Source organism: Aeribacillus sp. JST-2, assembly GCF_056032925.1.
In genome coordinates, this window is the sequence record NZ_JBVVUU010000045.1 from 1 (window position 1) to 16,818 (window position 16,818).

At 41.3% G+C, this 16,818-nt stretch carries 14 protein-coding genes; 5 read left to right on the top strand and 9 right to left on the bottom strand.

Translation table 11 applies throughout. The features are described 5' to 3' along the window. Positions 1-434 precede the first annotated feature (434 nt). On the top strand, positions 435-650 hold the full coding sequence (locus AC0KTX_RS14670; protein ID WP_474252864.1) for a hypothetical protein: 216 nt from the start codon (positions 435-437) through the stop codon (positions 648-650). Positions 651-1,450: 800 nt separating this feature from the next. Here the strand turns inward: AC0KTX_RS14670 and AC0KTX_RS14675 are convergent. From AC0KTX_RS14675 to AC0KTX_RS14715, 9 genes are all read right to left on the bottom strand, one after another. Then, the gene (locus AC0KTX_RS14675) at positions 1,451-2,365 is read right to left on the bottom strand and encodes an aminopeptidase (protein WP_474252865.1); all 915 of its coding nucleotides are present in this window, start codon (positions 2,363-2,365) and stop codon (positions 1,451-1,453) included. A gap of 6 nt (positions 2,366-2,371) precedes the next feature. Further along, complete coding sequence (locus AC0KTX_RS14680; protein ID WP_474252866.1) at positions 2,372-3,226, bottom strand: DMT family transporter; 855 nt, start codon at positions 3,224-3,226, stop codon at positions 2,372-2,374. Positions 3,227-3,512: 286 nt separating this feature from the next. Continuing rightward, entirely contained in the window at positions 3,513-4,178 is a 666-nt protein-coding gene (locus AC0KTX_RS14685; protein WP_339197875.1) for an AroM family protein, read from the bottom strand. Between the two features lie 2 nt (positions 4,179-4,180). Then, entirely contained in the window at positions 4,181-5,116 is a 936-nt protein-coding gene (locus AC0KTX_RS14690; RefSeq protein ID WP_339194183.1) for a DUF1177 domain-containing protein, read from the bottom strand. A gap of 12 nt (positions 5,117-5,128) precedes the next feature. Next, positions 5,129-6,178: a DUF917 domain-containing protein gene (locus AC0KTX_RS14695; protein WP_474252867.1), complete on the bottom strand. Its 1,050-nt coding sequence runs from the start codon at positions 6,176-6,178 to the stop codon at positions 5,129-5,131. Between the two features lie 12 nt (positions 6,179-6,190). After that, entirely contained in the window at positions 6,191-7,756 is a 1,566-nt protein-coding gene (locus AC0KTX_RS14700; RefSeq protein WP_474252868.1) for an OPT/YSL family transporter, read from the bottom strand. A gap of 2 nt (positions 7,757-7,758) precedes the next feature. After that, positions 7,759-8,400 (bottom strand): aspartate/glutamate racemase family protein, encoded by a 642-nt coding sequence (locus AC0KTX_RS14705; RefSeq protein WP_339194187.1) that lies wholly within the window; start codon positions 8,398-8,400, stop codon positions 7,759-7,761. Positions 8,401-8,572: 172 nt separating this feature from the next. Continuing rightward, positions 8,573-10,177, bottom strand: a complete 1,605-nt coding sequence (locus AC0KTX_RS14710; RefSeq protein ID WP_474252869.1) for a PucR family transcriptional regulator — start codon at positions 10,175-10,177, stop codon at positions 8,573-8,575. Positions 10,178-11,085: 908 nt separating this feature from the next. Beyond that, positions 11,086-11,334 (bottom strand): hypothetical protein, encoded by a 249-nt coding sequence (locus AC0KTX_RS14715; protein WP_474252870.1) that lies wholly within the window; start codon positions 11,332-11,334, stop codon positions 11,086-11,088. 187 nt (positions 11,335-11,521) lie between these two features. Here AC0KTX_RS14715 and AC0KTX_RS14720 point away from each other — a divergent pair, with 187 nt between their 5' ends. The 4 genes from AC0KTX_RS14720 to pdxA all read left to right on the top strand — a co-directional run bounded on the left by AC0KTX_RS14720 (position 11,522) and on the right by pdxA (position 16,738). After that, the gene (locus AC0KTX_RS14720; RefSeq protein ID WP_474252871.1) at positions 11,522-13,300 is read left to right on the top strand and encodes a PrpR N-terminal domain-containing protein; all 1,779 of its coding nucleotides are present in this window, start codon (positions 11,522-11,524) and stop codon (positions 13,298-13,300) included. A 163-nt stretch (positions 13,301-13,463) separates the two neighbouring features. Beyond that, positions 13,464-14,426, top strand: coding sequence for a 2-keto-3-deoxygluconate permease (locus tag AC0KTX_RS14725; protein ID WP_474252872.1), 963 nt, complete (start codon positions 13,464-13,466; stop codon positions 14,424-14,426). Positions 14,427-14,444: 18 nt separating this feature from the next. Continuing rightward, a complete protein-coding gene (locus AC0KTX_RS14730; RefSeq protein WP_474252873.1) occupies positions 14,445-15,746 on the top strand; it encodes a four-carbon acid sugar kinase family protein in 1,302 nt (433 codons plus the stop codon). Beyond that, positions 15,743-16,738, top strand: a complete 996-nt coding sequence (gene pdxA / locus AC0KTX_RS14735) for a 4-hydroxythreonine-4-phosphate dehydrogenase PdxA (RefSeq protein ID WP_474252874.1) — start codon at positions 15,743-15,745, stop codon at positions 16,736-16,738. Before AC0KTX_RS14730 ends, pdxA begins: the two co-directional genes overlap by 4 nt. Positions 16,739-16,818: the final 80 nt, after the last annotated feature.

Genomic DNA, 16,818 nt, shown 5'->3' on the forward strand with positions numbered 1-16,818 from the left:
ATCTGCTTTCGGCTCGGGTGGCCGAACAATTGTTTAAACATAAAGTCCAGTTTTAAATCGAGGTATTCCTTCATAACGGGAATCATCCTTTCGAGGAGAATTTGGAGAGGAGTAGAGGTTCATCTAAAGAAAAGACAAAACCATTGACAGAGTTTTCAGACAAAAAAGAGCCCATCGCCTTTCTAAAACGCACTGCTTGGCGCATCCCAACCGGCAGCCGTTCTAATGAAAACTTGCCACCAGATATATTAGGAACATATGTTCTTTTAATGCTATTGTAATACACATTATCTTCTCTTTCAACCACCAACATTTCGACAAATTTCGAACCGAGCCAAACACCGTTCCAAAAGGGTTAACTCCCACTCCCTTGGAAATAGATCCTTGTTGTCTTTTGGAAAACAGGAAAATGAGGAATCCCATGGGAGCAATCGGTGATTTGGTCGCAGGTTATTGTTCTGAAAAACAGGAAGACGAGGAATCCCTCCTCATTTTCCTTAAACATAAATGGAGGCGGAAATGAAGGCATCGTCTTTATTGGAATCGATCGAAAGAAAAGACAAGCACTAGCCATGATCCGCGCCTCATCCGGAGAAGATTGGACGAGTTTCATCATAGTCCGCATTCCTTTACTGTATGTCCCGCATTAAAAAAAGGAAAGGGGGAGTGTATGAAAAGAGGTACGAAGACTTGCGGCAAATCAAGACCCACATTGAAGCGCAACAAATAATCCTCCGTGAGATCATTAGAAAAACCACTCGCATTTGGCGAAAAATAAATCTTATGATTCGAATAATTTCGGAAGTGCTGAAAGATGTGCGATGAAGAACCCTGTTACAAAGGAAAAGGCATATATAGATGGCGGAAATCAAATATTTGCACCTGAACAAATGAAATTGGAGACGTAAAGAGCAAAGAGCCTTCCTCATAAATCGATTTTCGACTTATAGCTGTCCCCTTTATGGAATAACGTTGAAAGATCATGCAATTCAGTCAAGCCCTAATATTGTGTAAAAGCCGACTCCCAGCTCAGCAAACTTATGCCTGCGAAATAGAACCGCTTTCCGCTCGCTCCTCTTTCCATAAATTACTAGACTCATCATGGAATTCCCCTTTTTGGACAGTCCCTTCAACGGCCAAATCCAAATTATTGTGTAAAATCATACTCCCAGTCTAGCGAACTTAGGCTCCCGGCAAATCAAACCGCTTCCTTTTCACACAAAATTCAGGACTTAATCGCCTCCAACAAGTTTTTTAGCTTTACTTATACAAATTCCAGCCGCAATCAACTAAACGCAACAGGCAAAATTCAACCCACCATTTCATATCCTAAAGGATGAGAAATGGTGGTTTAATATTACTGTGTTGTATACCGCTGATGGCCGTGCTTTTTTTATGCTGCAAACATTTCATGGTTTAATATTACTGTGTTGTATACCGCTTCCTTCCATTAAAAAACAAACTCCACTGTCGGATTTTTCGTTACACAATCAATATGGACATCTGCTTTAACCATTCCGCCAAAGGTGTGATTGGAACCGAATGCAACGTGGACGGTATTGTACGCTTTTTCATCTTCCAAAATAACGCCTGTGATTCTTGCTGCATAGTTTGTTCCGATGCCTAACTCGCCTAACAAACGGCCGTTTCCATCCCCGAGCAGCGCCAGTAATTGAGCACCTGTCTCACCTGTGGCATCTACCAACCTCCCCTTTTCAATCGTTAATACAACAGGTTCATCGACTAAACCTATACCTGCAATCGAACCTGTAATTTCAATTTTTCCTACCGCCTGTTCTTCTAATGGAGCTATATACGCCTCACCTGAAGGAAGATTTCCGGATGCCGCTTTTCCGCGGAAAACACCTGTACTTGGTATACCGTCTCTGCCTTCAACAGGAATCTTTAATTCATAGCTGTCGCCGGTTTTAATAATAACCATTTTTGCCTTTGTTAATTTTTCCGCTACTTCATTTGTTTCTTTTTCAACAATGCTATAATCTGCACTCATCGCACCATTCAAAAACATATCTTCTGTAATTCCCGGCATGGTAATGACACTAACTCCATGTTGATTGGCCGTTTTCCTTGCAGCAGTATGGGTCAATGAATGTTTCGTTAAACAAAAGACAAGATCAAATTCCAGCATTTTTTCTGCCGTTTCCTGCGGAGGTTCTTCCCCTGATTTACTCCGATCTTCCATTACATGAATTTTCGTTTTCCACCCATCATTTTTTAGAGCCTTTTCAAATTTTCTCCCTAACGATTCCGTACTATTATCCGTTAAAACAAGGATAGATATATTTTTGTCTACTAAAAAATTATTTTTCATTAAATTATGAACGGTTTCTTGAAAACTGCTCATACCTTTTCACTCCTTATTTTGCGTAAAATATATACTTGCCAAAACAAAAATGAAAGCGATGATCGTACCGAAACCGAGTGGTTCATCCAATAAAAAAACACCTAACAGAATCGTGGTAATTGGCATCAAATAGGTAATAAATAAGGCAAAAATGGCGCCGCCGGATTTAATTAAATAAAAATACAACAGATTCCCGATACCCGAATTAAATACGCCTAACATGACAAAATAGAAAAAATTATTTCCACTAAATAAATATTGATAGCTATCAAGATCAAGTAAAAGCATAAAAATACCGGAATAAATACTGCCGACAGCCATTGAAACAAAGGACAATGTGTAGACAGAAACCGAACTCAAAAACTTGCCTGTCAAAATCGAAGACAATGTATAAAAACTGACTGCTACTAACAGAAATATGGCACTCATTACCTGAAATTGCCCATTTGAAGAAAATCCAAAAACAAAAGATAATACTATACCGATAAAGCCAATGGCGACACCTAATAGTTCTTGTCGATAAACCTTCTGTTTTAATAGAAAAACACTAAATAAAACGCCAAAAATCGGACCTGTTGCATTGATAACCGCACTAATGGTTGTATCTAAACCCTTTTGGCTAAAACTCATAAATACCCATGGAACACCTGCGCTTAACAAGGTAATTCCAATTAAGGCACCCTTATTTTTAAAGTCTGTTTTTTTCTTTTTCAATAGAACGAATGGCAACAAAACCAGACCACCAAATAAACAACGATAAAAAACAATAGAAACCGCATGAAAATCTGGTAAAAGCAATTTTGTAAAATAAAATGTCGATCCCCAAAGGAGGCTTAATACAAATAAAGCCAATACTGGCATTTCAGATTACATCCTTCCATGCTATAGGAAAACGAAAGCGCCCATTAAGCGATCTGCTTCCAGGCCTAGAGCCGCAGGACTGTGAACAACATCGGTGAAACAGCATCGCATAAAGAAAAAGCGAATGCTTTTTCGGGGAGATAAAAGGCACGATGGGGCTTGTGATCCGATGTTGTCCAAATCGTACGGAGGCGATGGAAACCTCGCTCCTGCTAAAGCACTTCAGCATTTAAGTTCAAAATGTAATTTCTTACTTTAAAAAGAGATCCGGATAGATCCGGATCAGCTAAAAGACATATTCTGCAGCAATCCGTGCCACAAGTGTACGTGGAAGAATCACCGGCAAACCGCTCCCTTTTTTCGCTTCAAGTTTATGGGTTTCATTGTACCCCATACAATCCAACACAATTAACTCTGCACCCTGTTCTTTTAAGGATGCAGCCGCTCCGGCGATATCGCTTTCTTCATAAGGAGAAGCGGCTGCCGTTACCAATTCCAGTCCGACGCCCTCCCATTTTTTCGCTAATGAATGCCGCTGCTTTTCTAATGGAACCACTAACCCTAATTTACTGCCGCCCGTCATAATGGCTTGAACTGTATGCACTAAAATTTTATCCGGATAAATGATTGGTTTTGTTGTCACTAATGTTGGAAAATCACCGGTACATAACATAATCACTACTTCCACATCTTGTTCCAATTTGGTCAATTCATCCTGTAATAATGGAAGCAGCTTGCTTTTTCCAATCTCGACTGATTGACCATTGCGGAGTCGGGAAATATAAACTGTGTCCGAACCCTCAGGTTTGATGGCATCCATCGTTTCTTCCGTTAGCCGATCCAATCCGCCTCTTTCCACGATTTCTACATCCGCACCGAAAATTTTTTGAAAGGAAGGAGTGGCATCTGTGCGAGGGGATTGGCCGATTGTTAGTACACCAACCTTAGCCATGATTACTCATCCCCTAAAGTTTGCAAATGTTTCATGGAACCATAGAGTTTCACTAAGCGTTCATATTCTTCTTTATCATAAAATTCAAAGTTGCCTTGAGTATATTCTTTTGCCACTTCAATGCAAAATCTTACAGCTTGGGCAATATCGACTTCATGGCTAGCACCAGTACCGCATCCCGGTACAGCTGTTTTGGCAGTGATAGCGACGCCGACAACCGGTGCATCTGTTGCAACGGCAGGCTGAAGAATGCTATTTAAGTGGTAGACGCCATTGCCGTATGGCGTAATATCTTGCGTTGTGACAGCAAACGTGACTGGTAAATCACCCGTTGTCATTTCCATAATTCGCAGTAAATCATCATTGAATTTTAAAATATATCCTGATTTGACTGTTGGAGAAATCGCAATACCACGGTGGTTTATCACTTTATTTCCTTTCGTTGTATCAATCGATAAAACGGCGTCCATTTCCGGGACTACTTCATATCGATTCATTGTTAATATATCAACAGGAGAATCCATAAAATCTACAGGTTCATGCGGCCGTGTAGGCGCATCCGGACAAATATGTGTCGTTACATAAACATCACCGGGCAGCCGATCCCCTTTTTCGGACATGATTGCAAGTTTTAAAGCTATTGTTACAGCCGCAGCTGCTCCATCACCGTCGGAAACAAATCCAATCCGATTTGGACGTGCGCCCAAACCGCCAAGTCTTCCGACAACACCCAATGTCGGAGCATGTCCGCCGCTCGATTTCCCATTTGTCCCTTTAATTAATATTTTGACAAAATCTGTTGACCCATTTTCGCCAGTTACTGTTGTGTAGCTTGCTTCCACATATTTTTTTCCTTCAAATAAGCGGACAACCGCTTCTCCATTAACTGAAGCATCATCTAGTAATTCCAAAACTTCCATTGTATATTTTAAAGACATCCCAATCTCTCCTTATACAATTTTTTTATTAATAACAGGTTCAATGGTTTTTAACAAATTGTGGTTATACATGGTTGAGCTTAATTTCAAATTCTCTTTTGGAACGGAAATGACGGCTACTTTCAGTCCCTCTTTCACCTCAGCACTGACAACCGGCATTCCTGTTTCGGCATTGAAAGTCATAATTAAATCAGGAAATGTCCCTTTTCTCTGGCCATTGACTTCGACTGTCATGTACTCATTCCAAAATGTTAATTCCAAGTCATCAACTTTTACAAACCCTACATCAAAACCGCCTTTTTCTTCAAGCTCGCAATAACTAACCGTTCCGGAATGAATAACACGCCCTTTTAAATGGGACGCAACGGCTTCAATTCTTTCCGGTCCCTCCGGTGCTGACAAAAAGACTTCGCCGAGTTCAATTGCTTGAGTAATGCCGCCTACTGCTGCATTTTCTTTTACATAATCAACAGTTACCGGATTTCGGCAAACGGCAACCATTCCGCCCGCTTCTACTGAAATACTTCTGACAATTTTACCGGCTGATTCCAGGGATGATTTTACAACACCTTCCACTTGTCTTTTCCCTTTTCCGCCGGCAAATGACTGGATCGAAACATAACCGTCAACTTCAGACAAATTCATGGAGCCCATCGCCCCTGTTGGATGGGCGCGTCCGTTGCTTGGCGCATCAATAACCGGCAGCCCGGTTGCCGCTGCCTGCAGCCAGCCATTTATCGTTGTTGCTGCCCCATTTTCATTTGTCATAAGCGCTTTAATAGGATGGTGAAACTCCTTTTGCATCCGGTTTACAGTCTCAACAAACTGGTCGGAACTAACAGAAGCTTCCTTAGAAGACGGAGCCCCTACTAATGAAACATTGACTACATAATCGCCGCCCTGTAATTCATCAATTGAAACTAATTCCGGCTGGCCAATGGAAAAAGTAGACTCGGCTTTTTGGAGACCGTCATGAATCCAGCCTCCGCCTCCCCCGCCGAGAATACAACCGCCGTAAACGGCTTTTTTCGCATCTTCCATCGTTAATGTTTTTCTAGCCATTCTATCACCTCATTATTTCGCTTTAAACACGGATGAGAAGAAACTATATAATGCATCGCCGGCAATAAATCCAGCTGCGGTCGTATACATCTTATTTTCAGCTTCAGATCCTATAAATTTGATAACAAGAACGCGAATTATTAAACCGACAATAACAGCCCATCCTGCTAAAGGATTCATAATAAGCAACCCAGTAGCCAGCATAATGCCCAATTGTCTTTCCGTACCGCCAATCAGCTGAATGATCACCCCGGGAATGGCCCATAAGAGCAACATAAGACCAACATTCCCGCTTAATCCAGACTTAATGGTGGATGCATATACATGATCAACCGGCGGAACTAAGCCTTGTCCAAAAAAGTTCTTGGAAAATAGGGCAACCATCACAATCGCGATAATGAACCCGATAAATGCACTTTTCAATTGTATTTTCCGTCCATATAATTCTTGTTCAACGGAAACGCCAGTCCGAATGATGTTGCCGGATTTCAAATCATATCCAAAATCTGCAAAAGCAGGTCCTGTTGCTGCTGTAAAACCGGTCAGCAATGCCAATGCAACTGGCGGGAAGCCGAGTATCATGCCGATTAACAATGAAATAAGTGTTACCGCAAATGCCGGGAACCAACCGGAGTGCATAGCCGCAATCCCGACTATAATTTCATGCACTAATGCAGCAAAAGCAGCAAATATAATGAAAAGAATCAATTGACCAAATGGCATTTCAGTAATGAGCCCGCCCATGACGGCAATTAGAATAGCGATTCCTAAGTAAAGCAGGAATCCAAAACCAAAACCTTTTTTAATATCGTCAGCACCGCGGGTATATTCGTATCCGCTTGTGTCTGTAACTTTTCCACCTTGTTTTCTCGTTTTCGTAAAAGTAATGATAAACTGAATAAGAGCAACGAGACCTGCGCCGATCATCATGCCATGTGGGATATAATAGTCTCCTAAATTCAAGCCAAACAACGGTTGCGAGTATCCGTTAAGTAATAAACCAATACCGAACATGCTCAAAGCCCAAAAATTCCCGATGAATGCAACACCAAAGGCCGACATGGAAATGCCGAAGTGGGATCCAACTAATCCGCCAAGAATCCCCAATCCAAGATATTTTGCCTTTTTACCGCCTTCATCACCGGCTTTCAAAGCTTCGGCCGTTGCAACACCTGGAGGCCATACTTCGTTTGCCCCGAAAAGTTTCGTATCGAAAACTTTATAAAGGATAAGGGCATCGGTTAAAAGCGCCAATCCGGCTCCGATTAACATTGGGATAATAAGATCCGGCAAGCCCATTACAAATGGAAGTCCAATTGGTATTAATAAACTATTGGCAGCCCCAAAAGTGGCAGCTGAAATGGATGTCTGAACTAAATTTTGATTTTCCAACGACTTAAATTGTTCAAAAATTTTAATTGGAATTTTCGCAAATAACATGGCGATTAATGCGCCAATAATGGATGTATTTGGCGTAATACCGAGCGTTGTAATTAGTTGCATCCCGATAATGGCGCCAAAAATAGAAATAAGAACAGAAAAAATAAAAAAGGTTAAATTGAATGTCCTATTTTGCATCTTTATGACCCCTTTTTAATTAATTGATAACCAATCCCTTGCGCCTCCACTAAATCGATAACAGGTACGGAAATTTTTCCGTTTAAATAATCTTTAAGTCCAATAGTGGAAAAACCTGTACAAGCAAACAGGATACAATCGGCGCCAGAGTTAATGACATCCTTTACTACTTCTAATAATTCATCTTTTGCCGTGGAAGCGAATAAATCGGTTGTTTTTCTAAGAGAAGGATGATAGGAGTATGAATGGAATTTCCTTCCCAATTCCTCTTTCATTCGTGCTGGAGGTGCGTCGGTAATGCCAATGATGCCAATACGGTTTCCTACCATACTTGCAGCATGCGCCCCACAACCCCCCGCGCCTAAAACCGGCAAATCAATTTCATTTCTTGCTTCATCCAAGCCTGGATCTGCAGCACAACTAATGGTAATGGCATCAATGTTCGGTTTTTCCGCCAATTCTTTAGCTAACTCAACGATTTTGGGTATGGCTTTTTTCTCCGATTCATCATCGTATATTCCATTAGGTTGCGATGGAATACAGCGTGTGACCGATTCTATGGAAAAATATTCTTTCAATTTCTTCCCGTGTTCATTTAAAATTTTTTCATCATCAGTTGTTAAAACACGAATAATACCTAACAATTCAACCACCTCTATCGGATTTTTCACCATTATAAATTTTTCAACTATTTCTATAAATGCAAAAAGAGTGAAATCATTTTCTTTCTGAATTATCCATATTGTGCATTGTTGATCTTTACGCAAATGATCTATTTGATAAAAAAAGAGAGACGAACCATTTATTTCGCCTCTCTTAAGCTATTTTCATGATTTTTAAGCAAAATATTAAAATAAAACGATTTTCCGAATTGTTTAAATCTATATTTAGTAATTGTTCAATTTTTTTCAATCGATAGGTCATCGTACGCCTATGAATAAACAGAATTTCTGCCGCCTTTGAAACATTGCCATTTTCCTGTAAATAAACTTCCAATGTTTTTAATAAATCATTCTTTTTATCTTCCAGCAATGGCGCCAAAAAGTTAAGTGCGTATTGTTTCGCAAACGGGTCATCAATTAAATTTAGTAAAAATTGATAAATTCCCATTTCATTATATGTGTAAACATATTCTCCCTTTTTTACATTCGAACCGACTTCGATGATTTTTGTAACAGATTGCACGACCGTATCGAGGTTGGCTCCTTTTCCAAAATAAGGACTAATCGAGACATATAATCCCCTTAAAGGATTCAATTTATTGTACGCCTCTATTTGGTTTTTCCACCGTTGGACCATTTCACTATAATTCTCTTCAATACCAGTTAGGAGCGCATAAAATTTTCTGTTTTTCATAAAGATAAACACTTGGCTTTTATGAATTTGCAATTGCTCAATGAAATCCATTAACTTATTTCGAATTAAACCTTCATAGTCAATCAAAGACGGATTGGAATGCGGGATGTTTAAACTGTCCGAATAAAAGTGAATAATGACATTATTCTTTTCGTTTGCCTGATCCAAATGGTCAAAATCCTTCAGAAACCCATTCATTTGTTCATAATCGTTTAGACGTTTTCTCTGATTATACAACTGTTCTTTCAATAATACATCTTTTAGCTTGTTCCCCACTTCTTCTAAATGATTTTGAAAGACAGGATCCGTGATTAAAGAATTGATACAGTGAATGTGGACAACGGCAAATACGCGGTTTTTATAAGTAAGCGGGATAATCATTTGCTTTCGATATCCTTCTATACTAAATAAAATATTTTTCGTGTGTGAAAATTTAGTTGTCCACTCCTCCAACATTTCATCATACCGCTGATAGGTTGGCAGTGAAAAAAGTGCGTCTGACTTTCTCCATCCATCGGATGTAAAGTTTTTTGCAGCATATAGAAGTCTTCCTTCGTTATCTTCTATATAAACGGATCCATTTAACATCTTTGATAGCACATCAAGCGCTTCTTGAACCGAATCGATTTCCATTGCTCCAAATTTTGACAAAGGATTTTCCGAACGACCCTGTCCAAAATACTTCTCTTTATATAAACATTCATAAAGTGGTGTTAACACGTTTATATAGGAAATGTTTTTAGGCAAAGTGATGATGGGAAAGTCATGTTGATTGGTAATGGCAATCATTTCTTCCGGAAGCGTATCAATAAATCTTCCGACTTTTATAACTAAACCAGCCGCCCCAATCGATATCAAATCCTTTACAACTTGAATTTGTTTATCCGGATCGTCTTTTATTGAATAAAAGGTTGTTAATACTAACACACCGGGAGTTGCCCAATTCAATACTTCCGGAACTTCCATGACTTCAACGGTTTCTATTTTCCGGAAAATCCCCTTTTCACCAGCAACGATCTTTCCTGAAGCTAATTCGCCAATTTTTAATGCATCTTTTACTTTCATCCCTTCATCGCCTCGAAAAAAATTTGAAAAGGAAATATTTTTTGAACATTATATCACCAATTGAAAAAGATAGTAATACAAAATTGTTGAGAGTAATGGAAATAGTTCGTAATTTCGTAAAAATTTTATAGTTAATGAGGCTGATTGTTCGTTTTATAGATTTGAAATATAGGGCATATCTATAGGTCAACCCGTTATTCTCCTGAAAAAACCAATTACTCTATGCAAGTTTCTAAAGGATTGACATTAACCGAAATTGAATAGTTTACGACAAAAAACCGAAAGAACGAAACTTGAAAGAGACAAACAAATGCCCGGACGTATATGCAAAAAAGTGCAACGGTTTGGGAATATTATCAAAAAAGAACATAATAGGTGAAAACATCTAAAAAATGCGGCGATGTCGTTTCAAGATGAAGTCCAATAATTTGTGTAAAAAGAAGCGGACACAAAGCGGTTCTATTTCCGGAGATATAAGTTTGTTGAAGTCGGCTTTTACAACAACATTAGGATTTAACCTCATTTCAATATGCGCCTGATAGCCGACAATCCTTAATCAAACGTTTAATTAAGAAAAAGCGGGCGAAAAAACTGCTTCCTGTTTTTGATTGGGAGCTAGCCAGTCATGAAAACATATGAAATGCCGAATACACTATAGCGGCAAAAAGTCTATGTCGGAACGAAAGAATACTATGCAAATCAATCGTATGGAATTCCATATGAGCGCTCCAAAGAAATGTTCCTCATCTTAACGCAAATGAAATACCGTATGAAAGCGGCCTGTTTAATGAGAATATAAAGGGTTGTTGAGGATCGTAACCATAGTGAGATGAAGTTCGGAATACGCTTGTTCCAAGGAGAGCAAAGGAAAACAGCCTTGCTAATAATACAATACCCGATCTTGCAAATCATGCTTGTGAACTATTTGAATTTCTACGTTCATCCGCTCTTACGTTTCTTTCACAAATTCCGTATTTTCTTAGAACATCAACAATGCGGCCGCGTCCCGCTCCTATGAAATAACAATTCATAAAAGTGATGGCAATCCGCTTTCGGCTTGGATGGCCGAACAGCTGTTTAAACATGAGATCCATTTCCAAATCGAGGTATTCTTTCATGACGGGGTTGATCGCTGCCAGCCGTACAAAAATCTGCACGAAGCTACAGTCCACCACCGTCCGCTTTTCAAAAGTAATGATCCGCATTTACAAAAATAGAACCATCACCCCGGATGGGGACAAGCAGAGGAACAATTCTAAAATAACATAAGGAAACTTACCACAAAGCGAAAGTAAGTTATAATGAATGGTAGCAGAAAGAAATGAGATGGGTGGATTGATAAACATGAAAATCAAAACATTATTGATTGCTCCCTACCCTGGTTTAAAAGAATTAGCCTTAACCCTTGCCAAAGAACAACAATTGCTGGACATGACCGTTGTACAAGGAGATTTACGTGAGGCGATTCCTATTGCGAAACAATATGAAAAAGAAGGCTATGATCTCATTATCAGCCGCGGCGGCACCGCGCAGCTGCTGCGCCAGCATGCATCACTGCCAGTCATTGAAATAAAAGTCTCCGGCTATGACATATTGCGTATATTGACATTGGTCAAAGACTATAACGCACATCTTCGCATTATTGGATTCCCCAACATATGCCAAGGTTTTATTTCTGTCTCCAATCTTTTAGGCATCAAAATTCCTTATACCATTATCCATGACCAAGAAGAGGTAGAGGAAGCCGTCCAACAAGCGAAGGCCGGCGGCGCCCAAGCGATTATCGGAGACACGATCACGTGCAAGACAGCGGAAGCGCACGGGCTTCAGAGCATACTGATCACTTCAGGCAGAGAGTCCGTGATCGAAGCGTTTGAACAAGCAAAACAAACTTATCAAATTATTGAAAACACCGCCAAACAAACAAAAATATATCAACAACTGCTGCAAAAAACAAAAGAACCTATTGTTGTTTATGACGAAAATGGCACGATACAATTCGCTAATTCCTCTTTTCAAAAGATATTGCGATTTATCAAAAAGGATTCGGATGAATCTTCTATTTATGCGTATTTTCCGTTTCTCCACAATGCGTGCGCGCAATTATGCAAAAAAATTGAACCGATCGAAATATTGTACTCTTTCGCAACCGACGATGAACTAATGCAGTTTCGGCAAGGATACCTTAAAACGGATAATGCCGAAAACCAGTATTACCTGCGGTTTTCGGACGAAGAGAAGGAAGACCGGCAAGAATACGGCCTATCCGTTGCTGCCATTCAGCCAATCATGACTTCCTTTTCACAGATTCCCGGTAACAGCCAACTGATGCAAGCAGTTATTAAGCAAGGAAAAAAGGCTGCGGCGCATAATAAGCCAGTAGCATTATACGGAGAAAAAGGAACTGGAAAAAAAACACTGGCCGGAATCATTCATTGTGAAAGCAAGGCGCAAGATGGTTTTCTGCTGCTCATCCGGATCTTAGAAGATCATCGCGAGATTGCAGACTATCTCAAACTCATCCTCGTCCATTTGGAAATGGGGACATGTTTTATCCAAGGTGTGGAACGTTTGCGGTTGGAACACCAAAATCATCTAGCGCAGCTCATCGATCAGACAAAAGCACGCATTATTTTTTTATTTCATGATAACCCAATTGATTTGTTGCGGCAAAAAAAATTATCGGGTCAAATTTTTAAACAATTTAAACAAAACCAAATCCGATTGCCGTCCCTAAAAGAACATGCGGAAGATTTGGACGAATATCTCCGAAAATTTATTGCGCAATATAACGTCAAATACGGAAAGCAAATTGTAGGTGTGCAGGAAGAAGCGCTAAAGTGGCTGTACAGCCGTACTTGGAAAAATAATTTACAAGAATTAAGCCGTGTGGTGGAACAAGCCGTTCAGTTTGCGAATCATGAGTATATAAGGAAAGAAGATTTCAACGACATTTTGAAAAACACGGATGATCACAGCTCCGTGATTGATCTCAATAAACCGCTCGCCGAAATTGAAAAAGACATTATCTGGAAAGTATTACAAGAAGAAGAGATGAATCAAACAAGAGCCGCCAAAAGATTGGGGATCAATCGGAGTACGTTATGGAGGAAACTGAAATAACGTTGCATTATGCAACATTATTTCAGTTTTTTTATTATAAATCAAAAAAATTGTTGATAAATTAAACATAAATAAATAAAATATAGATGTAAGCGATTTCTGTATGCGTTTTTTTATAAAACTGTTTCATTTTTAAACATAATTGTGAGGGAGAGATGAAAAAATGAAAATCAAAGCAACGTTGGATCGCATTCCAGGGGGAATGATGATCGTTCCACTCATCGTGGGAGCCATCATCAACACATTGTTTCCGAACGCAGCGAAAACATTCGGTTCGTTCACAGGCGCGCTGCTGACAGGAGCGTTGCCAATCCTAGCTGTTTTCTATGTGTGCATGGGGGCGACGATTGATTTTAAAGCCACTCCGTACATCCTTAAAAAAGGAGGCGTGCTGCTCCTCAGCAAAATAGGCATCGCAGCAGTGATCGGGATCATTGCCGCCCAATTCCTCGGCGAAGGCATGATTAGCGGAGGGATGTTTGCAGGGTTGTCAGTGTTAGCCATCGTAGCAGCCATGAACGACACAAACGGCGGGTTGTACATGGCGTTGATGGGCCAGTTTGGCAAGAAAGAGGACGTCGCTGCTTATTCGATCATGAGTTTGGAATCAGGTCCGTTCCTGACGATGGTAACACTCGGAGTAGCAGGACTTTCCGCTTTCCCTTGGCAAACATTGGTAGGTGCAATCTTACCCTTGGTCATCGGGATGATCCTTGGCAATTTGGATCAAGAGTTGCGCGAATTTCTCGGGCGTGCCGTTCCAGTGTTAGTTCCATTTTTTGCGTTCGCACTGGGGGCTGGTCTGAACTTGCTGAACGTGTGGAAAGCGGGAATTGCAGGAATTTTGCTGGGGATCGCAGTTGTACTCATTACGGGTACGGTGCTTTGGGTCGTTGACCGATTGACCGGAGGCAATGGCATAGCCGGACTTGCGGCCGCTTCAACAGCCGGCAATGCAGCGGGCGTCCCTGCGGCAGTTGCGGCAGCCAACTCTTCGTATGCTCCGGTAGCTCCCGCAGCCACTGCATTGGTCGCTTCCTGTGTCATTGTCACCGCCATCTTGGTGCCAATCGTCACCGCTTGGTGGGCAAAACGGATCGGGGCAGACAACAAAGCAACGGTTTGATGGACGGAGGGAGACAGGATGAACAAACTAGCCATTATTGCCGATGACTTGACAGGCGCTTCCGATTCCGGAGTGCAATTCGCCAGGAAGGGGCTTTCCACGCAGGTCTTGTTTGATCTGACCGGGCTGTCCAGCGTGAGGGATATAGAGGCAATCGTAGTCGACACCGATAGCCGATCGCTTCCCGCGCTTGATGCATACCGGCGTGTACAGAATGCAGTGAAATTATTACAGGAGATGGGATTTCGCCACCTGTACAAAAAAATCGATTCCACCCTTAGAGGAAATATCGGGGCGGAAATCGATGCCATTTACGATATAATAAAACCGACATTTATGATAATTGCACCGGGTTACCCTCAAAACGGGAGAACCATTTATAAAGGGCATCATTTTTTACACGATACATTGCTGCATGAGACAGAATTATCACGAGATCCGAAATGCCCGATAAAAGAATCATATGTTCCCAGTTTAATAGCCAAGCAGACGAAGCGCCCTATAGGACTGATTGACTACCAAACCCTTGGTCTCGGATTTGACAAAGTCAAAGAACAGCTTGATCGTTATCGGGCAATAGGTATTCCTTACATCATCTTTGATTCCTTAAGCGAGGAAGATTTGCAGGACATCGTCCGATACGTGTGCCGGATCAATGAAAAAGTCGTATGGGTCGGATCGGCAGGACTAGCCAATTATCTTCCCGAAGCTTATCACCTGCAAAAAACAAACAAAGCGGACATGATCGAGCCAATCGAACGGCCCATTCTGCTCGTCGTAGGCAGTGTAAGCCAAGTTTCCCGCAAACAGCTCGATCGCGCCCTTTCTTTACAAAATGTGAAAGGAATACCGGTAGATTCGATAAAACTCGCACGCAATGACCAGTCCCGTTATGAGGAGATGGAAAAGGCCTTTCACCAAGCGGAACAATGGGCTAAACAAGGTTATCATGTCGCTCTCTATTCTTCGGCTTCGCCAAATGAAATCAAACAGGTGCAGGAAATAGGCAAATCGAAAGGATTGAGCGCAATCAAAATAAGCAATTTCATCTCCCAAAGTCTAGGAGAAGCCGCCGCTAGGTTAATTCAGAAAGGATATTTTGGCGCCATGATCTTAACGGGCGGCGATACGGCAAAACATGTTTGCGATAAAATCGGGGCTAAGGGTTTTGAATTGCTGGATGAAGTGGAAACAGGAGTGCCGATAGCGAAATTAATTCATGACTCAGGAATGTACGTAGTAACAAAGGCGGGCGCCTTTGGTTCGGAAAATACATTTATTCAAGCCATTCACCAATTAAAAGGAGTAGATGCCAAATGAAACCTGTCATCGGAATCACGATGGGAGACGCTGCCGGTGTAGGGCCGGAGATTATCGTAAAAGCTCTGCAAAACCGATCCATTTATGAACAATGCAATCCTTTAGTGATAGGAGATGCAAAAATATTAGAACGGGCAGTTCAAATTACCAATTCCAAACTGGCCATTCACCCTATTTCATCGGTAAAGGAAGCAGCTTGCCAATACGGCACAATTGATTGCATCGATTTAAATTTGCTTCCCGCCGATTTGCCTTTTGGCCGGGTATCAGCAGCTGCAGGCGATGCCGCATTCCAATTTTTAAAACGCGCCATCGAATTAGCGAAAAACGGGGATATTCAAGCCATTTGCACAGCTCCTTTAAATAAAGAAGCCCTGCACAAAGGCGGACATCAATACCCGGGACATACCGAAATTTTGGCCGATTTAACGGGCACTCAAGATTATGCAATGATGTTGTCCTCTCCAAAACTTAAAGTCATTCATATCACCACCCATGTCGGGTTAATTAAAGCGATTGAAATGATTAATCCCGATCGAACCTACAAAGTCATTAAACTGGCTCACGAAACGTTAACAAGAGCGGGAAAAGAAAGCCCAAGCATCGCCGTGTGCGGCATCAACCCTCACGCTGGAGAAAACGGTCTGTTTGGCAATGGAGAGGAAGAGGAAAAACTCATTCCCGGCATCCGAAAAGCACAAGAGGAAGGAATCAATGCAACAGGGCCATATCCGGCAGATACATTATTTTACCGTGCAGTGCGCGGAGATTTTGATATTGTTGTCGCTTGCTACCATGACCAAGGGCACGCCCCTATTAAAGTGCTGGGGTTGGAAGCCGGAGTAAACATCACCGTCGGCCTCAAAGGCGGCATCATCCGCACATCTGTCGACCATGGAACAGCCTTTGATATCGCAGGGAAAAACCTGGCGGACGACCGCAGCATGCTCGAAGCCATTCGCGCAGCTGTCGAACTGGCTCCGAAAGTTTGAACACAAGTTTGACAGAGTACACTAAAGAAAAGCCCGAAAATACTGGTGTTTTGGACTTTACCCACAACACGTACCACTAC

Bases quoted from the DNA above. Each gene is read 5' to 3' on its own strand.
- AC0KTX_RS14685 (WP_339197875.1), bottom strand. From the start codon at position 4,178: ATGGCTAAGGTTGGTGTACTAACAATCGGCCAATCCCCTCGCACAGAT.
- AC0KTX_RS14710 (WP_474252869.1), bottom strand. From the start codon at position 10,177: ATGAAAGTAAAAGATGCATTAAAAATTGGCGAATTAGCTTCAGGAAAG.
- AC0KTX_RS14695 (WP_474252867.1), bottom strand. From the start codon at position 6,178: ATGGCTAGAAAAACATTAACGATGGAAGATGCGAAAAAAGCCGTTTAC.
- AC0KTX_RS14690 (WP_339194183.1), bottom strand. From the start codon at position 5,116: ATGTCTTTAAAATATACAATGGAAGTTTTGGAATTACTAGATGATGCT.
- pdxA (WP_474252874.1), top strand. From the start codon at position 15,743: ATGAAACCTGTCATCGGAATCACGATGGGAGACGCTGCCGGTGTAGGG.
- AC0KTX_RS14720 (WP_474252871.1), top strand. From the start codon at position 11,522: ATGAAAATCAAAACATTATTGATTGCTCCCTACCCTGGTTTAAAAGAA.
- AC0KTX_RS14730 (WP_474252873.1), top strand. From the start codon at position 14,445: ATGAACAAACTAGCCATTATTGCCGATGACTTGACAGGCGCTTCCGAT.
- AC0KTX_RS14680 (WP_474252866.1), bottom strand. From the start codon at position 3,226: ATGCCAGTATTGGCTTTATTTGTATTAAGCCTCCTTTGGGGATCGACA.
- AC0KTX_RS14700 (WP_474252868.1), bottom strand. From the start codon at position 7,756: ATGCAAAATAGGACATTCAATTTAACCTTTTTTATTTTTTCTGTTCTT.
- AC0KTX_RS14725 (WP_474252872.1), top strand. From the start codon at position 13,464: ATGAAAATCAAAGCAACGTTGGATCGCATTCCAGGGGGAATGATGATC.
- AC0KTX_RS14675 (WP_474252865.1), bottom strand. From the start codon at position 2,365: ATGAGCAGTTTTCAAGAAACCGTTCATAATTTAATGAAAAATAATTTT.